The organism is Mycobacterium sp. E2989 (assembly GCF_001667595.1).
Lineage (GTDB): Bacteria > Actinomycetota > Actinomycetes > Mycobacteriales > Mycobacteriaceae > Mycobacterium.
In genome coordinates, this window is record NZ_LZJX01000115.1 from 1 (window position 1) to 21,911 (window position 21,911).

General features: G+C 67.2%; 21 protein-coding genes. 19 read left to right on the forward strand and 2 right to left on the reverse strand.

The window, feature by feature from the left end:
• The first annotated feature begins 98 nt into the window (after positions 1–98).
• On the forward strand, positions 99–1,004 hold the full coding sequence (locus A5680_RS20730; protein ID WP_055404489.1) for a MinD/ParA family protein: 906 nt from the start codon (positions 99–101) through the stop codon (positions 1,002–1,004).
• On the opposite strand, the gene sigI is transcribed toward A5680_RS20730, so the two are convergent.
• A complete protein-coding gene (sigI, locus tag A5680_RS20735; RefSeq protein ID WP_055404491.1) occupies positions 1,001–1,876 on the reverse strand; it encodes an RNA polymerase sigma factor SigI in 876 nt (291 codons plus the stop codon). The genes A5680_RS20730 and sigI overlap by 4 nt on opposite strands.
• A 112-nt stretch (positions 1,877–1,988) precedes the next feature.
• Between sigI and A5680_RS20740 the strand changes: the two genes are divergently transcribed.
• Both A5680_RS20740 and A5680_RS20745 read left to right on the forward strand, forming a co-directional pair.
• Positions 1,989–2,837, forward strand: a complete 849-nt coding sequence (locus A5680_RS20740) for an NmrA family NAD(P)-binding protein (protein WP_067822681.1) — start codon at positions 1,989–1,991, stop codon at positions 2,835–2,837.
• 1 nt (position 2,838) lies between these two features.
• The gene (locus tag A5680_RS20745) at positions 2,839–3,279 is read left to right on the forward strand and encodes a nitroreductase family deazaflavin-dependent oxidoreductase (RefSeq protein WP_055404495.1); all 441 of its coding nucleotides are present in this window, start codon (positions 2,839–2,841) and stop codon (positions 3,277–3,279) included.
• Between the two features lie 91 nt (positions 3,280–3,370).
• Here A5680_RS20745 and A5680_RS20750 read toward each other — a convergent pair whose 3' ends face one another.
• A complete protein-coding gene (locus A5680_RS20750; RefSeq protein ID WP_055404497.1) occupies positions 3,371–3,652 on the reverse strand; it encodes a WhiB family transcriptional regulator in 282 nt (93 codons plus the stop codon).
• 595 nt (positions 3,653–4,247) lie between these two features.
• Between A5680_RS20750 and A5680_RS20755 the strand changes: the two genes are divergently transcribed.
• The 16 genes from A5680_RS20755 to A5680_RS20830 all read left to right on the forward strand — a co-directional run bounded on the left by A5680_RS20755 (position 4,248) and on the right by A5680_RS20830 (position 21,659).
• The gene (locus A5680_RS20755; RefSeq protein ID WP_369808541.1) at positions 4,248–5,246 is read left to right on the forward strand and encodes an FHA domain-containing protein; all 999 of its coding nucleotides are present in this window, start codon (positions 4,248–4,250) and stop codon (positions 5,244–5,246) included.
• A gap of 96 nt (positions 5,247–5,342) precedes the next feature.
• Complete coding sequence (locus tag A5680_RS20760; RefSeq protein WP_055404501.1) at positions 5,343–5,657, forward strand: type VII secretion target; 315 nt, start codon at positions 5,343–5,345, stop codon at positions 5,655–5,657.
• Between the two features lie 30 nt (positions 5,658–5,687).
• Positions 5,688–6,890, forward strand: a complete 1,203-nt coding sequence (locus A5680_RS20765) for an EspA/EspE family type VII secretion system effector (RefSeq protein WP_055404503.1) — start codon at positions 5,688–5,690, stop codon at positions 6,888–6,890.
• A 168-nt stretch (positions 6,891–7,058) separates the two neighbouring features.
• Positions 7,059–8,480 (forward strand): EspA/EspE family type VII secretion system effector, encoded by a 1,422-nt coding sequence (locus A5680_RS20770; RefSeq protein WP_055404505.1) that lies wholly within the window; start codon positions 7,059–7,061, stop codon positions 8,478–8,480.
• 67 nt (positions 8,481–8,547) lie between these two features.
• Positions 8,548–8,862, forward strand: coding sequence for an ESX-1 secretion-associated protein (locus tag A5680_RS20775; protein ID WP_055404507.1), 315 nt, complete (start codon positions 8,548–8,550; stop codon positions 8,860–8,862).
• Positions 8,863–9,099: 237 nt separating this feature from the next.
• Entirely contained in the window at positions 9,100–10,326 is a 1,227-nt protein-coding gene (locus tag A5680_RS20780) for an EspA/EspE family type VII secretion system effector (protein WP_156675189.1), read from the forward strand.
• A gap of 73 nt (positions 10,327–10,399) precedes the next feature.
• Positions 10,400–10,711: an ESX-1 secretion-associated protein gene (locus A5680_RS20785; protein WP_067822688.1), complete on the forward strand. Its 312-nt coding sequence runs from the start codon at positions 10,400–10,402 to the stop codon at positions 10,709–10,711.
• 2 nt (positions 10,712–10,713) lie between these two features.
• A complete protein-coding gene (locus A5680_RS20790) occupies positions 10,714–11,547 on the forward strand; it encodes an ESX secretion-associated protein EspG (protein WP_055404513.1) in 834 nt (277 codons plus the stop codon).
• A 26-nt stretch (positions 11,548–11,573) separates the two neighbouring features.
• On the forward strand, positions 11,574–12,167 hold the full coding sequence (locus tag A5680_RS20795) for a hypothetical protein (protein ID WP_055404515.1): 594 nt from the start codon (positions 11,574–11,576) through the stop codon (positions 12,165–12,167).
• Positions 12,164–13,885, forward strand: a complete 1,722-nt coding sequence (gene eccA / locus A5680_RS20800) for a type VII secretion AAA-ATPase EccA (RefSeq protein ID WP_055405794.1) — start codon at positions 12,164–12,166, stop codon at positions 13,883–13,885. Before A5680_RS20795 ends, eccA begins: the two co-directional genes overlap by 4 nt.
• A 3-nt stretch (positions 13,886–13,888) precedes the next feature.
• A complete protein-coding gene (gene eccB / locus A5680_RS20805) occupies positions 13,889–15,328 on the forward strand; it encodes a type VII secretion protein EccB (protein WP_055404519.1) in 1,440 nt (479 codons plus the stop codon).
• The gene (gene eccCa, locus A5680_RS20810; RefSeq protein ID WP_055404521.1) at positions 15,325–17,562 is read left to right on the forward strand and encodes a type VII secretion protein EccCa; all 2,238 of its coding nucleotides are present in this window, start codon (positions 15,325–15,327) and stop codon (positions 17,560–17,562) included. Before eccB ends, eccCa begins: the two co-directional genes overlap by 4 nt.
• Positions 17,563–17,638: 76 nt before the next feature.
• Positions 17,639–19,435 (forward strand): type VII secretion protein EccCb, encoded by a 1,797-nt coding sequence (gene eccCb / locus A5680_RS20815; protein WP_055404522.1) that lies wholly within the window; start codon positions 17,639–17,641, stop codon positions 19,433–19,435.
• A 305-nt stretch (positions 19,436–19,740) separates the two neighbouring features.
• Complete coding sequence (locus tag A5680_RS20820) at positions 19,741–20,937, forward strand: PPE family protein (RefSeq protein WP_055404523.1); 1,197 nt, start codon at positions 19,741–19,743, stop codon at positions 20,935–20,937.
• 88 nt (positions 20,938–21,025) lie between these two features.
• The gene (locus A5680_RS20825; RefSeq protein WP_055404524.1) at positions 21,026–21,328 is read left to right on the forward strand and encodes a WXG100 family type VII secretion target; all 303 of its coding nucleotides are present in this window, start codon (positions 21,026–21,028) and stop codon (positions 21,326–21,328) included.
• A gap of 43 nt (positions 21,329–21,371) precedes the next feature.
• Positions 21,372–21,659 (forward strand): WXG100 family type VII secretion target, encoded by a 288-nt coding sequence (locus tag A5680_RS20830; protein WP_055404525.1) that lies wholly within the window; start codon positions 21,372–21,374, stop codon positions 21,657–21,659.
• Positions 21,660–21,911: the final 252 nt, after the last annotated feature.

Here is a 21,911-nt window from a genome sequence, read left to right on the forward strand (position 1 = left end):
CCGCCACTCCGACGAGCGGATGGCACCCATCCCGTCGCTGCTCGCGGTCGCCGGAGTGCACCACCACTTGACCCGCGGCCGTACCCGCACGCGCCACGCTGAGGTTCGACGCGGCGCCCGAGCGCGGCTGGCGACGCATGCTCCGGCTGGTGACGTTCGGGCTCGTCAAGCTCGGCCCGTCGCCGGCGCAGCTGCAGGACGCCCAGTCCGAGGCGGCCATCCGGACCCGTCTCGTCGGCAACTACAAGGTCGGGGTCCTGGGCAAGGGCGGCGTCGGAAAGACGTCCGTGGCCGCCAGTGTCGGATCGCTGTTCGCCGAACTCCGACGGCAAGACCATGTCGTGGCGGTCGACGCCGACACCGCGTTCGGCCGGCTCAGCAGCCGGATCGACCCGCGGTCGACCGGATCGTTCTGGGAACTCACCGCCGACAAGAACCTGCAGTCCTTCGACGACATGGTCGCCCGGGTGGGGCGCAACTCCGCGGGCCTGCACGTTCTCGGCGGCGAGCCGGCGTCGGGCCCCCGACGTGTGCTCGACCCCGCGATCTACCGGGAAGCCGCGTTGCGCCTCGACCGCCATTTCGCGATCTCGGTCATCGACTGCGGGTCCACCATGGACGCGCCGGTCACCCAGGAGGTGCTGCGCGATCTGGATGCGCTGATAGTGGTCTCCTCGCCCTGGGCGGACGGGGCCTCCGCGGCGGCAAGGACCCTGGAGTGGCTGGCGGATCAGGGCTTCGAAACTCTGCTGCAGAACACCGTGGTGGTGCTCAACGATTCCGACGGCCACGCCGACAAGCGCACCCGGGCTTTGTTGGCCCGCGAGTTCACCGATCACGGCCGGCCGGTGATCCAGGTGCCCTACGACCCGCACCTGCGGCCGGGTGGGGTCATCGACGTGAGCAACGAGATGGCGCCGGCCACGCGGCGCAAGTTTCTCGAAGTCACGGCGACGATCGCCGGCTACTTCGCGGCGCGTCCCGACGATCGTCGGCCGAGTTAGGCGTTCTCGGTGAGCTTCCCGATCCGTGCGGACGGGTCGGCGATCGCCTCGATCTTGGCCACCCGGGAGTCGCGGATCGTCAGCACGATCACCGCGAAGAGTCGGCGGTCGGTGAACGCCAACAGCACGGGTTGCCCGACGGGGCCGCTGACCAGTGTCACGTCGGGCCACAGGTAGCGCAGCAGGTTGGTGGCCACCGCATCCGGCCCGTGGTTGATCTGCGGGGGCGGCGGCGGGTCGGCGAGGATCGTGCCCACTCCCCACACCGTCGGGTCCAGCACGGCGGCCAACCCGGTGAGGTCGCCGTTGGCGCATGCGGTGATGAACTTCTCGGTGACCAGCTGGTGCTCGGTCGATGCCACGGCGTTGGTTTTAGGTTGTGCGGCAACAAATTTCGCGCGCGCGCGGCGCGCCAGCTGGCGGCAGGTGCCGACCGGGCGACCCACGGTTTCCGAGATCGAGTCGAATGGGACGCCGAACACGTCGTGCAGCACGAAGGCGACCCGCTCCCCGGGACTGAGCCGGCGCAACACTTCCAGCAAGGCGGCGCGGATCTCGTCGTCGAGGGTGACCCGGTCGGCCGGATCGGAGCGCTGGGGAGCCGGGCGCTCTTGGACCTCGCCCGGACGTTCGTAACGGGCGCGAGCCGAACGCACCTGGTCGAGGCAGAGCCGGCTCGCCACCACGGTCAGCCAGCCCCTCACGTCCTCGATCTCGCTCGGCTCGGTCCGGGACAGTCGCAGGAAGGCTTCCTGCGCAACGTCTTCCGCGTCACCGACATCGCCGAGCATCTGGTAGGCGAGGTTGACCAGATACGGGCGGTGCTGACGCCAGGCCTCGGCGACCCGGTCAGATGATGGCGACTGGTTCATGACTCTTCGACGATCTGCTGCGGCAAAAAGTTACGCGTTCTCGGTTGTAACTTTCCCACCTTCGGTCCCGTCCTTGGAGCACCGCAAGAAATTCGAAAGAAAGGATCCACCCATGACGATCGTGGTAACCGGGGCGACCGGCAACGTCGGACGCCCTCTCGTGGCGGCGCTTGCCGCGGCCGGAGCGCCGGTACGGGCCGTCACCCGCTCGCCCGAGACTGCGGCGTTTCCCCCCGGAGTCGAACCGGTCAGGTCGGCGGCCGATGCGCTGCCCGGGGCGTCGGCGGTCTTCCTCAATTCCCGGGCACTGGGCGCGGACCTGGACGCGGTGGTGGCCCAGAGCGTGCGCGCCGGGGTCACCAAGCTGGTTGCGCTGTCGGCGATCAATGCCGACGACGACTTCTCCCGGCAGCCGTCCCGCGTCCGCGGTGACCGCAACAAGGAGGTCGAACAGCTCGCCGTCGACTCCGGGGTGCCGTGGGTGAGCCTGCGGCCGACGGTGTTCGCGACGAACTTCGCCGGCATGTGGGCGCCGCAGATCCGCCTCGGCGACGTAGTCCACGGACCGTACGCGGGGGCGTCGACGGCACCGATCGTCGAGAGCGACATCGCGGAGGTGGCGGCGCGGGCGCTGCTCACCGATGAGCTTGTCGGACAGCGGATCCCGCTGACCGGTCCGCAGGCCTTCACCAACTCCGAGCTGGCCGAGGCGTTCGGCGCCGCCCTGGGCCGGCCGCTGCAGTACCGCGAGATACCCAGCGCCGCCGTGCGCGAACGGTTCGTCGCGTTGGGGTTCCCGGCCGAGTTCGGCGACGCCTATATCGCCATGCTCGCCTCGACGCTCGAAGCCCCCGCCCTGGTCACCCACGACGTGGAGAAGATTCTGGGCCGGCCCGCGCTTCCCATCGGCCAGTGGGTCGCCGAGCACCGCGACTTGTTCGCCAGGCCGGAAGGGGCCTGAGATGTCACAACCCCGCCCACCGCGCTACCTCAAGCCGATGAACAAGGTGATGATGGCGGTGCAGCGGCTCGGGATCCCCACCGGCCCCGCCATGGTGCTGACGGTCCCCGGCCGCAAGTCGGGCCGGCCCCGCAGCACCCCGATGACGCCGTTCGAATTCCAGGGTGGCCTCTACGTTGTGGCCGGCTATCCCGGCGCCGACTGGGCGGCGAACGCCCGGGCGGCGGGGACCGGCACGCTCAGCCGGGGCCGACGATCACAGGAAGTCCGGATCGTCGAACTCTCCGCCGGTGAAGCGCGGCGGGTACTGCGGGAGTTCCCCGCCAAGGTCCCCGTCGGGGTGGCTTTCGCGAAGCGATCCGGAATGGTGCGTGACGGAACGGCCGACGAATTCGAAGCACTGGCGGGGCGGCTCGCCGTCTTCCGTTTCGAGCCGACGTAGCGGTCGTCGCCTGCTGCCCAGTCCCAAAGGGAATGCGGTGCAACGGCTTCCGTCGCTGCCCGGCCCGATGTCGGCGGCGGCCATGGACGGGCTAGGCGGACTTCGCGGTTTCGCGCACCGGGTACCCGTTGCGCTCGGCCAGGCCTCGCAACTGCCGCAGTGCGAACGCACGCGGGCGGCCCCCTTCGGGGATCACCACGCCGGCCCACAAGCCTTCCGCCCCGGGCGATTCGACGGCGTCACGCGCACACATCCAGCGGCGGGGGCACGCGCGGCACAGCGCGATGGCCTCGGCGTCGGGGGCGGTGGTCCAGCGGTCCGGATCCTGCGTGCAGGCGCCGAGCGGGATGTTGAAAAGGGGTGTTGCGGTCATGTCGCTAGTTCCTCCAGAAGCATTGCGTTCTGCGTCCTATGCTTCGCAACGGTATAGCACTAACCGCTGCAATGCAACAGTTTGATTCCAATACCGCAACGGCTGCTCCGAAACCGATGCCCCGGCGTGCGCGGAGGACGGCCCTCAGATTCGTCCCTTATGCGCTGTGAACAGGTACTTAACTTCCCGTCGGCGCCCCTTCGACCAGGCGGCCGAACGGTTACGTAACCGTAGCATTGAGTTGCGACCGGGTCGCGAAGCCAGGATCGAGAGCGGCCACGCCCGATGAAACCGTAGCGCCCGTGGGGGCCCGCGGGAGCGGCTGACGCCGAAGATTTGCCGTGTGCGGCCGTCCTGCGTCACATCGGTGTAGCGTCTCGACGCCGCACAACCGCGGCTGTGACTCAAAACGTAGCGAAGTGCGATAGAAATCGGCGCGGTGCGACGGTTAGACTTGCAGAGGCGGAAGGCCCGCCCCGCTGCCCTCCCTCGAGGAATAACCCAGATGCCCAGCGCCGAGTCGAGTACCGAGCTTGGTCTCCTGGTTGTGCGCAGCGGTACGACGTCGCATCGGATTGAGCCCGGACGGGGCGTCGTGACCATCGGCCGGGACGCCAAGGACGACGTTCGGATCGACAATCCCCAATTCTCGGCGGAACACCTGCACGCCGAACCGATCGATGGTTCATGGCGGATCGTCGACAAGGGCCCCAACGGCATGTTCGTCGACGGGCGACGCACGGACTCGGTGACGGTGACCAAGAAGACCACGGTCCGGCTCGGTGACCCCGCCGCCGGTGAGGTACTGACCTTTGAAATCGTCATGCCGCCGAATGCGGGTGCGCGCCCCGAACCGTCGGATAGCGGCGAACCGGATGCGGGCATGGCCCGCGCGGGTGCGGCCGCCGCCGCGCGCCGCCGCGAGCTCGGCATCAGCCAGCGCAGCCTGGCGGCCGACGGCATCATCAACGCGGGCGCGCTAATCGCCTTCGAAAAGGGCCGCAGTTGGCCGCGCGAACGCACCCAGGCCAAGCTCGAGCAGGTCTTGCAGTGGCCCGCCGGAACCATCGCGCGCATTCGGCGCGGGCAACCGGACGCCGGCGATGCGATCGCCGAGGACCCCGACATCGCCCCCGCGCCGGCGGAGGCCCCCCACTCGGATGCGCCGGCCTCGCTGATCGCGCAGGCGATCGTGGCCGCCGTGGACGGCTGCGGGCTGGCCATCGCGGCGTTGCCATCGGCGGACGACCCGGAGTTCACCGAGCGGGCGACGCCGATCCTCGCCGACCTCCGCCAGCTCGAGGCGATCGCCGTGCGGGCCACGCGGATCAGCCGCATCACGCCCGAACTGATCAAGGCGCTGGGCACGGTCCGCCGCCACTACGACGAATTGATGACGCTCGGCGCGACCGCTCCGGGGGCCCCGCTCGCGCAACGCCTCTATGCGGCCCGGCGCCGGGCGAATCTGTCGCCGCAGGAGACCGCCGAGGCCGCCGGTGTCACCGAGGAAATGATCGTGCGCGCGGAAGCCGACGAAGCGGTGCCGGCCGCGGTCGCCGATGCGATCGAAACGCTGATCAGTCACATCGGCTGAGCCGGCCGCAAAAATTCGTGCGCCGACCCCCGTCTGAGCGGGCTTAGGCTCAACGCAGCCGGGCGAGCCAAGCGCGGTGCGTGAGGAAGACAAGCCATGACGGACCTACAAGTCACAACGTCATATTTAGAGGAACTGGCAGCGAAGCACGACCTGTCCTCGGCCGACGTCCGCGCCGCGGCCGCGGTGACTTCCGGGATCGGCTCGACAATGTGGAGTAGCCACGGCGTTATCTGCGCGACCGCCAATATGGCGGTGGCCGAGGCTGAATCCGCCCGCAGCGCCGCGAACGCGGCCGTTGAATCGGTTGGCACCGAAATCGCCAAGAGGCTCCGCGCCGCGGGCGGTGCGTATGACGGCACCGACGAGCGGGCCGGCGAAAGTCTCGACGCACAAGTGCTTCCTCGTTGATGCCTGCACCAAAATCTAGGAGGCGCGGCAATGGCTAATTTGGCAGAGGGTGTCAAGCTTCTTACCGTCCTCGGCACGGCCGGCAAAGACCTCAGCGACATCGACTGGAACGGCCTGGGCGACAAGATCAGCTCCGTCGATTTCCGCGCGGGAGCCGGTGTGTTCTCGGATGTCGGGCGCCTGGCGCGCCAATTGGTCGAGAAATTCGGCAGCGAAAAAGTCAAAAAGCTGATGACCGAGGGGGTCGTTCCCGGAACGCCGATCATCGATTACACGATCTACGCCATCACCGCCCTGGAGCTGTTGGCCGGGTTCGGCACCCCCGACCGGGGCGACACCTTCGCGATCGGTGAGGGCAAGTTCGAGCTGATCCATGAAAGGTTGGCGTCTGCCTTTCCGGACGAGCGCTGGCGCGGCACCGGATCCGAGGCCTATGCCGCCCAGAACGCCGACCATCGCAGTCGCGCCGCGACGATGGCGGACTTGGACGCGATGATGGCGGACATCCTGAAAACCGAGGCGCACCAGGTCGTCAACCTGCGCCGGAATATGAAGACAACCAGGGACGGACTGACCGCGTGCATCGCGATTGCGCTGGCGCTCAAGGCGGTTCAGCCGGCCGACGTCGGCGAGGGCTTGTCGATCATGTTCCAACTGGTGGTATCAATGGCGGCTATCGCAGCGGTGGTCGCGTTCATCGGCGAGATGGTCGACGCGGCGCGCGACAACGCGGATCGCGTTGGCGAAGCCGTCGAGGGGTATCGCGCGGTGCAGGCGGGTGCGGTGCTACCCGATGGTCCGTTCAATTCGGCAGTCGTGACCCAAGCGGCGCAGGCCGGCAGGTTCCGGGCCGGCACTGGCGCCGAGTCCGGGGTTTCCCTCAATGTCGTTACGCCCGGCGCAACCACCGGTTCGGTGGAGGCACCCCCTCGCGTCCGCGGGCGAATTGATGAGGAAGAAATGTCCAACCACGGCGACGCAACCCCGGCGACGGCAATGCCTTCCGTGGCTCAGCTGATGGCAATCTCCGGCGGAGCGCAGAAGTCGCCCGGCCCGGCTTCAGGGCAGCGGGTCGCCAGCGTAGGTGGGCAAGCCAAGCAGGCCGCGCCGCCGGGAGAAGGGACTGCGCGCGCCGAAGCCGCCGAAGCGAGCGCCGGTGCCCAGGCCATCGCGACTGCGCCCGTCGAACGCATCGCGGCCGCGGCCGAGCGGGCCCAGAATCGCCGCGGTTAACCCGCCTCGTGGCAGCCGCCATTTCCTGGGAAGTCCTCTTTCTCCGAAGCCGTTGGCTAACTCGAAAATTCGTGCACGGACCCCGACTGGGCGGCGTTACGCTTAACGGGCGATGAATCACCGTGCAGGATTCACACGCCCCGAGGCATAACACGGAGGACCCCCAGGATGAGCATTTTCGCGCAAGCCACCAAGATCATCGGCACCCTGGCCGGAATTGCCGGCCTAGGCCAGCAGGGCGCCGGTTTGGGCCTGGGCTTGGGCGACGTTACCGGGGGCAGTTTCAGCGCTGAATACATTGCCGGCTCCGCGACCAGCTCGGCGGGCAGCCTCGGGGGCATCGGGGCTAGTCTCGCCAAGGCGCCGCTGGTGAACAAATACGATGCTTACGTACGGGGAAGTGCGCAGCGCTCGATTGATTTCAAAAACCGCATGTCGGGCGGGCGCTCCGGTAATCAAGCGGCGGTGAAAAAAGGAATCCAAGATTTCGGCAAGAGCGTAAGTCTCATCCAGTGGACCATCACGATCGTCGAGCTCTTGGAGCTGTTGACGGGGTTCGGCCCGCCTGATGAAGGGGCCGATCTGGAGAACGGGTCGCAGCAATTCGCCGAGCTTACCGAGCAACTGAAGGCGGCCCTGCCCAAAGACGGCTGGCAGGGCGAAGGTGCGGACGCCTACGCCGAACTGGGCACGCAGCTACAGGAAATCGCAGTGGCGATGGCCAAACTGGATACAGATTTGGCCACCCTGGTCAAAGACCAAGCCGAATGGGTCGTGCATATGCGTTTCGCCTTCGGATTATTGAAGGACGCGCTTTTCGTGGCCTTCGTCATCGAGATGGCCATGTTCATGGGAGTGCCGCCCGCCGGCCCGCTGGCCGCGAAAATCTTTGCGGGGACGGTCTGCGCGATTGGGATCGCGGCGGCTTTGGGCTTCCTCGGCAACTTGGCCTACTGGTCCGTCGAATACGGCAACAAGGCGAAGGCGCTGAGCGACCAATACACCGCGCTGGCCGCGGGGACGGTGCAGACCGGTTCGCCGGCGTCCGCGGTTGTGACGACATCGGAGGAGTCCTCGGTGTCCAGCTTCGAGGCCGTCTCCAACAGCATGTCCGGGATGTCCGGGGTGTCCCGGGTATCGGCCGCCCCCGCATCATCGACCGGTGCAGCTCATCGTTCCGACGACGAGCACGCCCAACCGGCGGCAGGGGTGAGCGCGGGCGCGGCTCCCGCCCCCGTTACGGCCGGCACACCCGCGAGCCCCGAGACACCCGAGGCGACGCAGCCGGCCGCGCCGACGGTCACGATGCCCACCGTGGCTCAATTGGCGCAAATGTCCGGGCAATCCTCCAAGCTTTCGAGCCAGCTGTCTCCGCACGAGGCCATGTTCAACCGGGCGATGGGTCCGCTGCAGCAGCTTGTGGAAACGGGCGAGTTGCAGAGCCAGGACGCGGCCGAAGAAATACAGGGCGAGGCGGAGGACGCCTGGGCGGGCGCAGGCGCGGGCAGCGCCGGGCGCGCACCTGTCGAGGTCGGAGCGGCCGGCGTCGACCAGGCGGGGGAATCGAGCCCGTTCGGGCGCCGGCTCTGACTCCGCGAGCTCCGTCCAGAACTGTTGTGAGCCAAGACAATAACGAAAGACAATTAGGAGACCACCCATGGCCGATGTAGTCGTCCAACCGGACCACCTAGCCAAACTGGCGACGAACCAGGACCAGGCGTCAACCCAGGCCGCTACCGCAGCGTCGGCGGCCGACAACATCGAGATCTCGACGTGGGTCAGCCACGGCGTGATCAGCGCGGCATCGAACCTTGCCTTCACCAAGGCCGCGGGTGCACGCAAGAGCACGGGTGACGCGATGAGCGCAGCCTCGAAGCAACTCGCCGAAAAGGTGCGCACGGCCAAGAGCGTCTACGCGAGCACTGACGACCAATCGGGCAAGAACATCGACAAGCAGGTGCTTGATCGCTGACCCCGGAATCGGCGCTGACCTCATCTCCACCTAGGCGGCCCAGGCCGCGGTAGCGTCGCGCGCATCCGGCCGAATAACCGTTCCTGTTGTTCCTACGGCGTTTACCGATTGTTAGCCGAATCCTTTGCGGGACGGGAAAATTCGCGCAGCGACCCCTCCCCTGACGGGGTTAGGCTCAATCTGTCGTTCTCAACATGAGTCCAACAACCGTCAGCGCGCGCGAAGGGGTGCACCGCCGTGAGTCGTCTTGCAGGTATCCACGATCTGGCCTACTGCTTCACGCGGCTGCAAGCCGGGGGCGGCGCCGCGTATTCGGGGGATTGGGTCGGACTCGGCGCGAACTTGGGCGCGCTCGCCGGCAAAGCGATGTGGTACGGCAGGAACCAGATCAAGGTCCTCGCCGACGCGTTGAAAACCCAAGGCACCAAGACCCTGCCGACGCCCACCGCAATCGTCGACGTTGCGATGGTGGCGATTTCGGCGGTCGACCTCCTCAACGGATTCTGGACCCCCGACAAGGGCGCCTCCTTCACCGGCGGCGCCGACAAATACGAAACCGTCTTCCTCTACCTCGCCGAGGCCGCCCCGGACCCGCGCGACTGGAGCGGTGACGCGGCGAAGGCCTATGCCGACGCGACCGCGGCCCTGCAGGCCCTCGTGCAGACGATGCAGGATCTCGACAAGAAGATGCAGACCCTCGTGGCCGACCAGGGGTCCGAGGTCGCCAAGGCCCACAACGCGATCGCCGTGACGCTGCTGGGTCTCGTCATCGCTCAGGGCATCGCCCTGGCCCTGTACCTGATCCCCGTCGTCGGCCACGAAATCTCGGCGGCTTGGCAGATCATCGCCGCGTTCGCGGCGTGCGCCACCGTCTTGGCCTTCGAGATGTTCACGCTGTCCAATTCCATGTCCCTGGCCCACCAGATCCACGCGGTCGCCCTTGAATACGGCGAGGTCGCCGAGAAGGCGATCCCCACCAGTTCGTTCGCCCGCATAGAGATGACCGGGGCGGAGGAGACCAAGACCGGCGACTTCGCGGCCGTCTCGAACAGCCTGTCCGCCTTCTCCGCCGCACCGACCGTCGCCTCGTTGGCCGGCCTGGCGCCGGCGGCCGGTGACTCCCCGGAGGAGCGCGGCGTCCTGGGCGCGCTCAAGGGCGAGGGCGCCGCCGCCGTGGAGACGGCGCAGACGACGCCGGTGTGGATGCCGCCCGCGCTGAGCCAAGTCACTCAGGCCTCCGGTCAGCTCGCGCAGCCGATGAACTTCGCCAACCAGATGATGGGGCAGGTTCAGCAACTCGCCTCGACGGGTCAGCCGCGGCCGAGGATGGCGCCGGCCGCCGGCGAGGAGCCCGGCGACGGGGCGGCGTTGGGCACGGCCGGCGGGGAACGCGCGCCTGTCGACGGCGCCGGGGTCGGCACCGGCGCGGCGCCGGGGACCAGCCGGCCGCAGCGGGTCCTTTAAGCCTCGCGAGTGCGGCAAAAACCGCTACGAGTCAACGCAATAGCGAGTAAAAATATCCGTTGAGGAGATTCCAATGGCAACGCTGAAGGTCGACGAAAAGTATCTCGAGCAATTGGCGACTAAACAGGGGCAAGCGGCCACCAAGGCAGAAGAAGCGGCTTCGGCTGCGAGCAATACCGAAACCGCGGTGTGGGTGACGCACGGCGTCATCAGCGGAAGCTCCAATAGTGCATTTGTCACCGCCGAGAAACAGCGCCGCGGCGCGGGCCAGAACATTCGGCAGCACGCGTCGGACCTCGCCGCGAAGTTGCGCGTCGCCAAGCAAACGTACGAGGGCGTCGACGAAGACCTGAGCGCAAACCTCAACAAACAGATGCTCAGCTGATCATGTCCGGGCCGCTCACTACCGCCGGCCTCGTCGACGATGTCGTCGGCGTGGAGGTCACTGTCGACGGCATGCTGGTGATCGCCGACCGAATGCATCTGGTCGATTTCCCGACGACACTGGGCATCCGTCCGAACATCCCCCAGGAAGAGTTGCGAGACCGCGTCTGGGATCAGGTCCAGCGCGACCTCACCGCGCAAGGGGTGCTCGACCACCAGGGACAACCCCACCCGGCGGTGGCGGCGATGGTCGACACCCTGGGGAGGCCGGACCGCAGCCTGGAGGGCCGGTGGTGGCGGCGCGATCTCGGCGGCGTCATGGTCCGGTTTGCGGTGTGCCGCAAGGGCGAGCGCCACGTCATCGCCGCCCGCGACGGCGACCTGCTGGTCCTGCAGCTGGTGGCGCCTCAGATCGGCTTGGCCGGGATGGTGACCACGGTGCTCGGCCCCGCGACGCCCGCCGACGTCGAGCCGCTGACCGGCGTCGCCGCCGAGCTGGCCACCTGCACCACCCCGGCCCAGCTGGTTCAGCACGGCGCCGCGCCCGCGTCGGCGCGCCTCTACGCCGAGATCATCAGCGACCCGACCAGCTGGGTGGAGATCATCGCCAGCCAACGCCACCCCGGCGGCACCTCCACGCAGACCGACGTCGCCGCCGGTGTCCTGGACTCGGTGCACGGCCGGCTGGTCTCCCTCCCGCGCCGCGTCGGCGGTGAGCTGTACGGCAGCTTCCTGTCCGGCACCCAAGAAAATCTGCAGCGCACGCTGGACGGCCTCATGGAGTTCCTGCCGGCGGGTGCCTGGTTCGACCGAGCCGAAGCCTCCTACGGGGCATGACCCCGAGAGTTCAGAAAGAAGGAACCATGCCGCAATACGACGACCACGACGATCTGGCCGCCCTGGATTTCTCTGCCGTCGGGACCGGCTCCGACACCCTCGAAGAGTCGGACGCCCTGGACTTCTCGGCGCCTGACGGCGATGACGAGGAGTCGGCCGTCGATGCGCTGCACGACTACGCGCCGAGCGAGCCCGAGGACGCCGAAACCGACCTCGCCGCCATCGACTCCCAGACCGACGCGGATGCGGCGCCGGACGACGAAGAGTCGCCCGAGCTGTTCACGGTGACCAATCCGCCCGAAACGGTGTCGGTCTCGGCGCTGATGGACGGCAGAACGCAGCGCGTCGAACTGTCTCCCAAAGTGACGAGCATGACCGAGGCCGAACTCGCCGAAGAGATTCTCGTCATCGCCGACCTGGCACGGCAGAAGGGCCTGGCCGCCCAGCACGACTACCTGATGGAGGACGCCTCCCTCTCGGACACCATGCGCGAGATGGGAATGGACGGCAACGACGTCGTGCGTGACTTCATGGAGAACGGCATCGGGTTGATCACGCCGGAGCAGGCCGCCGCGGCGCAGGCGGAGGTGTTCGCGACCCGATACGCGACGGATAAATGACGGAGCATCTGGCCGGCCTGTTCGAAAGCGCGGTCGGCATGCTGCCCGTGTCGGAGGCACGCGCGCTGGATTTGTTCACCGAAATCACGAACTACGACGAGTCCGCCTGCGACGCGTGGATTGGCCGGATCCGGTGCGGCGACACCGAACGGGTGACGCTGTTTCGCGCCTGGTATTCGCGGACCCATTTCGGACAACTCGCCGGAGCCGCCCAGATTTCGATGAACGCCGTGGGCGCGCGGCTCGCCATCGGCGGCCTGTACGGCGACATCACCTACCCGGCCAACTCTCCGCTGGCGATCACCATGGGCTTCGCCGTAAGCGAAGCGGCGCAAGGCAATTACGCCGACGCCATGGAGGCCGTCGAGGACACCCCAACCGCCGGCGCCGAACACCTGCTGTCCTGGGTCAAGGCGGTGATCTACGGCGAGGCGGGCCGCTGGACCGACGTGATCGACGAAGTCAGGAACGCGAGCAGGTGGCCCGACGAATTCCTCGCCGCCGCCGCCGGCGTCGCACACGGTGTCGCCGCGGCTAACCTCGGCCTGTTCACCGAAGCCGAACGCCGGCTCACCGAGGCCAACGCCACCCCGGCGGGCGAGGCGTGCGCGCGGGCCATCGCCTGGTATCTGGCGATGACGCGCCGCAGCCAGGGCAACGAAGAAGCCGCGGTGGCGCTTCTGGAATGGCTCCAGACCACCCACCCGGAACCCAAAGTCACTGCCGCGCTGAAGGATCCGTCGTACCGCCTGACGACCACCAGCGCAGAACAGATCTCCGCCCGCACCGACCCGTGGGATGCCAATACCGTCGTGGCCGACACCTCGGGCCGCGACAAGCTGCTCGCGGAGGCGGAAGCCGAGCTGGAACGGCAAATCGGGCTCACCCGGGTCAAGGAACAGGTCGAGCGCTACCGGGCGGCCACCCAGATGGCCCGGGTCCGCGCCGCGCGCGGCATGAAGGTCGCGCAGCCGAGCAAGCACATGATCTTCACCGGGCCGCCCGGCACCGGCAAGACCACCATCGCCCGGGTGGTGGCCAACATCCTGGCCGGGCTGGGCGTCATCCCCGAACCGAAGCTCGTCGAGACCGCCCGCAAGGACTTCGTCGCCGAATACGAGGGCCAATCGGCGGTCAAGAGCACCAAGACCATCGACCGCGCCCTGGGCGGTGTGCTCTTCATCGACGAGGCCTACGCGCTGGTTCAGGCGCGTGACGGGCGGACCGACCCGTTCGGGCAGGAGGCGCTGGACACCTTGCTGGCGCGGATGGAGAACGACCGCGACCGGCTCGTGGTGATCATCGCGGGTTACAGCTCGGACATCGATCGGCTGCTGGAAACCAACGAGGGCCTGCGGTCCCGATTCGCTACCCGGATCGAATTCGACTCCTACTCTCCCGAAGAAATCCTTGAGATCGCGAAAGTCATTGCCACCGCCAATGACTCGTCGATGAGTGTGGAGGCGGCCGACAATCTACTGCAAGCGGCCAAGCTGCTCAGCCAGCAGACGGTGCGCGGCAAGGCCGCGCTCGACATCGCCGGCAACGGTCGTTACGCGCGCCAGCTGGTGGAGGCCGGCGAACAGTACCGCGACATCCGGCTGACCCGCTCAGGCGATTTCGAATCCCTCGACGAGGATCGCCTCCGCGAGATCAACGGCGAGGACATGGCCGAGGCGATCGCCGCGGTACACGGACGACTCAACATCACCGAGTGACTCATGGCGGGGTTCCGGCTAACCACCAAGGTTCAGGTCAGCGGCTGGCGCTTCCTGCTCCGGCGCCTCGAGCACGCCATCGTCCGGCGCGACACCCGGATGTTCGACGATCCGCTGCAGTTCTACAGCCGGTCGGTCGCGCTCGGCGTCCTGGTCTCGGTGCTGGTCGTGGTGGGCGCACTGGCGATGGCCTACTTCAAACCGCAGGGCAAGCTTGGCAGCGGCAACCTGTTCGTCGACCGCGCCACCAATCAGCTCTATCTGATGGTGTCGGGCCAGTTGCATCCCGTCTACAACCTGACCTCGGCGCGACTGGTGCTGGGCAACCCGGCCGAACCGAAGGCCGTTAAACCCGCCGAGCTCAACAGGTTTCCCAAGGGCCAGTCGATCGGCATCCCCGGCGCCCCGTACGCCACGCCGCTGTCGTCCGACTCCTCGTCGGTGTGGGCGCTGTGCGACACCGTCACCCAGGCGGAAAGCATCGCGCCCAGCCTGCAGACCTCGGTGGTCGCGATGCCGTTGCAAATCGAGCCCGGCGTCATCGACCCCATCCTTCCGCGTGAGGCGCTGCTGGCCTCTTATCAGGGCAAGGACTGGGTGGTGGACACCCACGGCCGGCACGCCACGGATTTGAGCGATCGCCCCATGACCTTCGCCGTCGGGATCCGCGGAACCGCCAAGCCCAGCCCGCTGTCCACCGCAATGTTCAACGCGCTGCCCGACGCCGGATCCTGGCAGTTGCCCCCCATCCCCGGCGCGGGTTCGCCCAACACGCTCGGGCTTCCCGAGCAGCTGGTGGTGGGGTCGATCCTGCAAATCCACGCGGAGTCGGGCCCGCGCTACTTCGTGGTGCTGCCCGACGGCGTCGCGCCGGTGAACGCCAATACCGCCGCCGCGCTGCGCGCCATCCAGTCCTACGGGCTGGTCGAGCCTCCCGCGATGGTGCCCAGCGAGATCGTCAAAATCCCTGAGGTGGTGTATAACTCGCCGCTGCCCGACGAACCGGTGAAGATCGTGTCGCGGCCCCAGGATCCCACCCTGTGCTGGACGTGGGAACGCAAGGCCGGTGATCAGGCACCGAAGACCACCGTCCTGACCGGGCGTCATCTACCGATACCGGCATCGGCGATGAGCTCGGGGATCAAGCAAATCCAGGGCCCGGCAACGGTTTACACCGATGGCGGCAAGTACGTGCAACTGCAGTCGCCCGACCCGCGGTACGGCGAGTCGCTGTACTACGTCGATCCGCAGGGGGTGCGCTACGGGCTGCCCGACGCCCAGACGGCTTCGTCGCTGGGCCTGACCGCGCCGAAGACCGCGCCCTGGGAGATCATTCGCCTGCTCGTCGACGGTCCGGTGCTGTCGAAAGAGGCTGCGCTACTGGAACACGACACGCTGCCGGCGGACCCGAACCCGCGCAAAGCCCCGGGAGGGCCGTCATGACGACCAAGAAGTTCACCCCCACGGTCATGCGCGGTCCGCGGCTCACACCCGGCGAGATCAGCCTGACACCGCCCGAAGACCTCGGGGTGGACATCCCGCCGTCGGGTGTGCAGAAGGCCCTTCCGTACGTGATGGGCGTCTGCATGCTCGGCATGATCGCGATCATGGTGGTCACCGGCACCCGGCAGCTCTCGCCCTACATGCTGATGATGCCGCTGATGATGATCATGATGTCGATGGGCATGATGGCCGGCCACGGTGGGGGCGGCAAGAAGGTGCCCGAGATCAACGCCGACCGTAAGGAGTACCTGCGCTACCTGGCCGGGCTCCGCCCCCGCGTGACGTCTTCGGCCAGCGCGCAGGTCGCGTTCTTTGGTTTCCACGCACCGCATCCCGACGATCTGACATCGCTCATCGGGACCCCGCGGCAGTGGTCCCGCCCAGCGAACGCCGACTTCTATGCCGCCACCCGCATCGGCATCGGTGACCAGCCGGCCGTCGACCGACTGATGAAGCCGTCCGCGGGCGGCGAACTCGCCGGGCCGACCGCGGCGCCGCAGCCATACCTCGAACCCGTCGCGAATATGTGGGTGGTCAAGTTCTTGCGCACCCACGGCCTCATCCACGACTGCCCGAAACTGGTGCAGCTGCGCACCTTTCCGACGATCGCGGTCGGTGGCGACCCGGCTGGCGCGGCCGGATTGCTGACCGCGATGGTCTGCCACCTGGCCGTCTTCCATCCACCCGACCTGCTGCAGATCCGCGTGCTCACCGAGAACCCGGACGATCCGGCTTGGTCGTGGCTGAAATGGCTTCCCCACGTCCAACATCCGACCGAGACCGATGCCGCCGGCCCCGTTCGGATGATCTACACCCGCCCGGACAACCTGTCCGACCTGGCCGCCCGCGGGCCCCACACCCCCGATTCGCTGCCCGGCGGCCCATACGTCGTGGTGGTGGACCTGACCGGGGGCAAGGCCGGGTTTCCGCCCGATGGCAGGGCCGGCGTCACGGTGATCACGCTGGGCAACCACCGCGGCTCGAATTACCGCATCAGGGTCGCCGACGACGGGACCGCCGATGACCGCCTGCCGGGACAGCAGTTCCGCCAGGTGACGTCCGTCGCCGACAGCATGTCGCCCGGCCAGGCCGCCCGCATTGCGCGGAAGTTGGCGGGCTGGTCCATCACCGGCACGGTGATCGACAAGAAGGGCACCGGCATCCAGAAGAAGGCGGCGACGGAATGGCACCAGCTGGTCGGCGCCCAAAGCGTCGAAGAGGTGGTGCCGAGCCGCTGGCGGATGTTCACCGACACCGACCGTGATCGGCTCAAGATCCCGTTCGGTCACGAACTCAAGACCGGCAACGTGATGTACCTCGATATCAAAGAGGGCGCCGAATTCGGCGCCGGGCCGCACGGCATGCTGATCGGGACCACGGGGTCGGGCAAGTCCGAGTTCTTGCGCACCCTCATCCTGTCCCTGGTGGCGATGCACCACCCGGACCAGGTGAACCTGCTGCTGACCGACTTCAAAGGCGGCTCAACATTTTTGGGGATGGAGAAGCTTCCCCACACCGCCGCCGTGGTCACCAACATGGCCGAAGAGGCCGAACTGGTCAGCCGCATGGGCGAGGTGCTGACCGGCGAACTCGACCGCCGCCAGGGCATCCTGCGCCAGGCCGGCATCAAGGTCGGGGCGGCCGGAGCGCTCTCCGGGGTGGCCGAGTACGAGAAGTACCGCGAACGGGGCGCCGATCTGCCCCCGCTGCCAACGCTTTTCGTCGTTGTCGACGAGTTCGCCGAACTACTGCAAAGTCACCCGGACTTCATCGCGTTGTTCGACAGGATCTGCCGCGTCGGCCGGTCGCTGCGGGTGCACCTGCTGCTGGCCACCCAGTCACTGCAGACCGGCGGTGTGCGCATCGACAAACTGGAGCCGAACCTGACCTACCGCATCGCGCTGCGCACCACCAGTTCTCACGAGTCCAAGGCCGTGATCGGCACCCCGGAGGCGCAGTACATCACCAACAAGGAAAGCGGAGTCGGATTCCTGCGGGTGGGCATGGAAGACCCCGTCAAATTCAGCACCTTGTATACCGGCAACACCTACGTGCCGGCGGCTCGGGTGGAGACGAACGGTGAGGGCAATGGCGCCGCGCCCCACGTTGGTCCGAAAAAGGTTCGCATCCAACAGTTCACCGCCGGCCCGTTGGCGGAAGAGGTGACGGCGTAATGACGCGCGCCGGCGACGATGCAGAACTTGGTGATGTGGGGGTACCGCCCGCTCGCGGGGGAGAGGAGCGGCGCTCATGACTGTCGAATCGAAGGGCCGGGCGCTGCGCGAGGTGGTGCTCGAGCAGCTGTCCACCACCGAGTCGCGGGCCTACAAGATGTGGTTGCCCCCGCTCACCGACCCGACACCCGTGGACGAACTCATCGCCCAGGACGATCGCCAGCCCCTGCGATTCGCGCTCGGGATCATGGACGAACCGCGCATGCACCGGCAGGCGACCTGGGGGGTGGACGTGTCCGGCGCGGGCGGCAACATCGGCATCGGTGGCGCACCGCAGACCGGCAAGTCGACGCTGCTGCAAACGATGATGCTGTCGGCCGCCGCCACCCACTCACCGAGGCAGGTCCAGTTCTATTGCATCGACCTCGGCGGCGGTGGCCTCATCTATCTGGAAAACCTGCCTCACGTCGGTGGGGTGGCGACCCGATCGGAGCCCGACCGCGTCATGCGCGTGGTCGCGGAGGTGCAAGCCGTTCTGCGGCAACGGGAAGCGACCTTCAAAGAGCACCGTGTCGGTTCGATCGCCGCCTATCGGCAACTGCGCGAGGACCCGAACCAACCCGTCGCGGCCGACCCGTTCGGTGACGTTTTCCTGGTCATCGACGGGTGGCCGGCGTTCGTCAGTGAATTCCCCGATCTCGAGTCCCAAGTCCAGGACCTCGCCGCGCAGGGCCTGTCGTTCGGAGTCCACGTGGTGATCACCACGCCGCGATGGACGGAACTGAAGTCACGAGTCCGTGACTACCTCGGCACCAAGATCGAATTCCGGCTCGGCGACGTCAACGACACCCAGATCGACCGGGCCACCCGGGAGATTCCGGCGAATCGGCCGGGCCGCGCGATGTCGTCGGAAAAGCACCACTTGATGATCGGTGTGCCCCGGTTCGACGGCGTGCACAGCGCCGACAACCTCGTGGAGGCGATGACCACCGCGGTGAATGAGGTTGCGGCCCAACACACGGAGCAGGCTCCGAGGGTCCGGGTGCTGCCGGAGCGGATTTACCTCTACGAGCTCGACCCGAACCCCCCCGGGCCGGACTCCGACTACCGCACGCGCTGGACAATTCCGATCGGGCTGCGCGAGGCGGATCTGTCGGTAGCTCACGCGCACATGGACAGCACGCCGCATTTGTTGATATTCGGCGCCGCCAAAGCGGGCAAGACCCGTACCGCCCACGCCATCGCGCGCGCCATCTGTGCGCGTAACAGTCCACAACAGGTGCGGTTCATGCTCGCCGATTACCGCTCGGGGCTGTTGGATGCGGTGCCGCAGAGCCATCTGCTCGACGCCGGTGCGATCAACCGCAACAGCACGACGCTCGACGAGGCCATCAAAGCCTTGGCCTTCAACCTGCAGAAGCGGTTGCCGCCGGCCGACCTCACCACCGCACAATTGCGCGCCCGGTCGTGGTGGAGCGGATTCGATGTGGTTCTCCTTGTCGACGACTGGCACATGATTGTCGCGGCCTCCGGAGGGATACCGCCAATGGCGCCGCTGGCACCGTTATTGCCGGCCTCTTCGGACATCGGGTTGCACATCATTGTCACCTGCCAAATGAGCTCCGCTTACAAGGCGACTATGGACAAGTTCGTCGGGGCCGCGTACGGCGCGGGATCGCCCACCCTGTTCCTGTCGGGCGACAAGCAGGATTTCCCGTCGAGGGACATTCAGGTCAAGCGCAGGCCCCCTGGCCAGGCATTTTTCGTTACCCCGGAAGGAAAGGAGGTCATCCAAGCCGCCTACCTAGATCCCCCAGAAGAAGTGCACTCAGCACCTCCAGGAGGCGGTTACGATTATCCCAGCGCCCAGTAAGAAGCACTGGACCGCCGCCCGCTAAACGAGTCGAGACTGCGTCGTCGAAAGCGTTGTTTTGCCCTAATTGAATAGTTTATTGCGCGCGGAAGTACAGAAGAGGTTCGCAAATGCCAGAAATGACACTTGGCCCAACACTTGTCGATATTGGCCGGGCTTTGACCGCCAATAGCGTCCGGCATTTGGCGGGCTTGGCGTCCGGTACTGATTTGCCCCTCGCGCGAAGCGCCTCGGGACGCTTCGCCGTACCGGCCGGCTTAGTGAGATAGCCCAAAAGCGAACGCAGACAAGGGGACTGGATAACCATGTTGTGGCACGCGATGCCACCGGAGCTGAACACCGCACGGCTGATGGCCGGAGCGGGTCCGGTGCCGATGCTGCAGGCCGCCGCCGGCTGGGAAGCGCTGGCGGGCGCCCTGGAGACGCAGGCGCTGGAGTTGTCCACCGCATTGGTTTCCCTCAAGGCGTCGTGGACCGGGATGAGCAGCGAACGCGCCATCGCGGCGACCATGCCGATGGTCGCCTGGCTGCAGACGGCCGCCCAGCAGGCTCAGCAGCGGGCGACGCGCGCCGCGGCCCAGGCCGCGGCGTACACCAAGGCGCTGGCGATGACGCCCTCGCTGCCGGAGATCGCGACCAACCACATCACCCACGCGGTTCTCACCGCCACGAATTTCCTTGGCATCAACATGGTGCCGATCGGACTGAACGAGACCGACTATTTCGTCCGCATGTGGAATCAGGCGGCGATCGTGATGGACGTCTACCAGATGGAGACCATCGCGAACACCACCTTCGAGCCGCTCCCGCCCATCAAGCCGATCCTGCAGCCGGCCGTGGGTGAGGCGGTGACCACCGCGGCCCTGGGCACGCTCTCGGCCGTCGGCTCCGAGGCCATTCCCGCCGCCATGCGCGCGCTGTCGGAGGTCGAGGACGAGGTTCCCGAGACGCCGCCCGAGGTTGGGGTGCCGGTCGAGGAGCCCGCCATGCCGTTCCCGGGACAGGGGCAGCTGGGCGGCCCGATGCAGCAGCTGATGCAGCCGCTGCAGCAGCTCAGCTCGATGGCCGGCCAGAACGGCGGCATGGGCGACCACCCGCTCGGTGACAAGCTCGGCGACAAGCTCGGCGACCTGGCCGGCAAAGACCGGCAGCTGGGCCTGCTCGGGGCGAGCCCGCTCTCGACGCATCCATTGGCGGGCGGATCGGGCCCGAGCGTCGGCATGGGCCTGATGCGCTCGGAAGCACTGCCCGGTGCGGGCGGCACCGCGCCCCGCACCTCGTTGATGAGCCAGTTGATCGACAAGCCGGCGCAGGTCACGGCGCCCGCCGGTGCGGGTGCCGGCTCGTCGGCCGCGGGAGGCGCGGCCCCCGTCGGGATGGGCAGCGCCGCCGCCGGTCAGTCGGCGCAGGCCGGCCGGCCGGGTCTGGCCTCCCCCGCGATGCTCGCCACGCGCCCGGACGAGGCCGACGACGTCGACTTCGAGCACGAGGACGACTGGTGAGCGCCCACAGAAAGAGACTTCCCGGCCGCCCGGGCCGGAAGACTTGCCATCACTTGGCGAGGACAGGAAACAGAGAAAGTAGTCCAGCATGGCAGAGATGAAGACCGATGCCGCTACCCTCAGCGCGGAGGCTAGCAACTTCGACAGGATCTCCGGTGAACTCCAGCGAGTCATCCAGACCGTGGAGTCGACCGGGGGCGAGTTGGCCGGCCACTGGCGCGGTCAAGCCGGCACCGCCGCGCAGCAGGCGTTGACGCGCTTCCACGAAGCGGGCCAGGCCCAGATCAAGGCGCTCAGCGAGATTTCGCAGAACATCCACGGCGCCGGCATCCAGTACTCCTCGGCCGACGAGGAACAAGCCAGTTCTCTGTCGTCGCAGATGAACTTCTGACCCCCATCACCCCCTCAGCAACACAAAGAAACGGAGCAACAATATGTCGGAACAGTCATGGAATTTCGCCGGGATCGAAGCGGGATCCAGCTCGATCGCGGGCGCCGTCCAGACCACGCAGGGTCTTCTCGACGAGGGCAAAAGTTCCCTCGCCAAGCTGGCCGAGGCGTGGGGCGGCAGCGGTTCGGAGGCCTACCAGCAGGTCCAGCGGAACTGGGACGAGACCTCCGCTGAGCTCAACGCCTCGTTGCAGGCGCTCTCGCAGCGCATCACCGAGGCCAGCCAGGCGATGGCTCAAACCGAATCCGGCGTCACGGGCATGTTCACGTAAGACGATGGCGAGCGGCGAAGCACGAGATTGGGCCACGTCGACCTAACGGGAGACCTAGGCTCGTCTCGTGCTTCCTCGCATGAACGAGTTTGACGAAAGGGTTTGATGGCGGCCGACTACGACCGGCTCTTCCAATCCCTCGAGGGAGTGGAAATTGCGGATGAGGCCACGGCGCAGACGGAGTTCGACGTCAATGCGCCGGTTTCGATGCCGCCCATCCCGCCCATCCTGGCTGAATTGCCGTACCAGGCC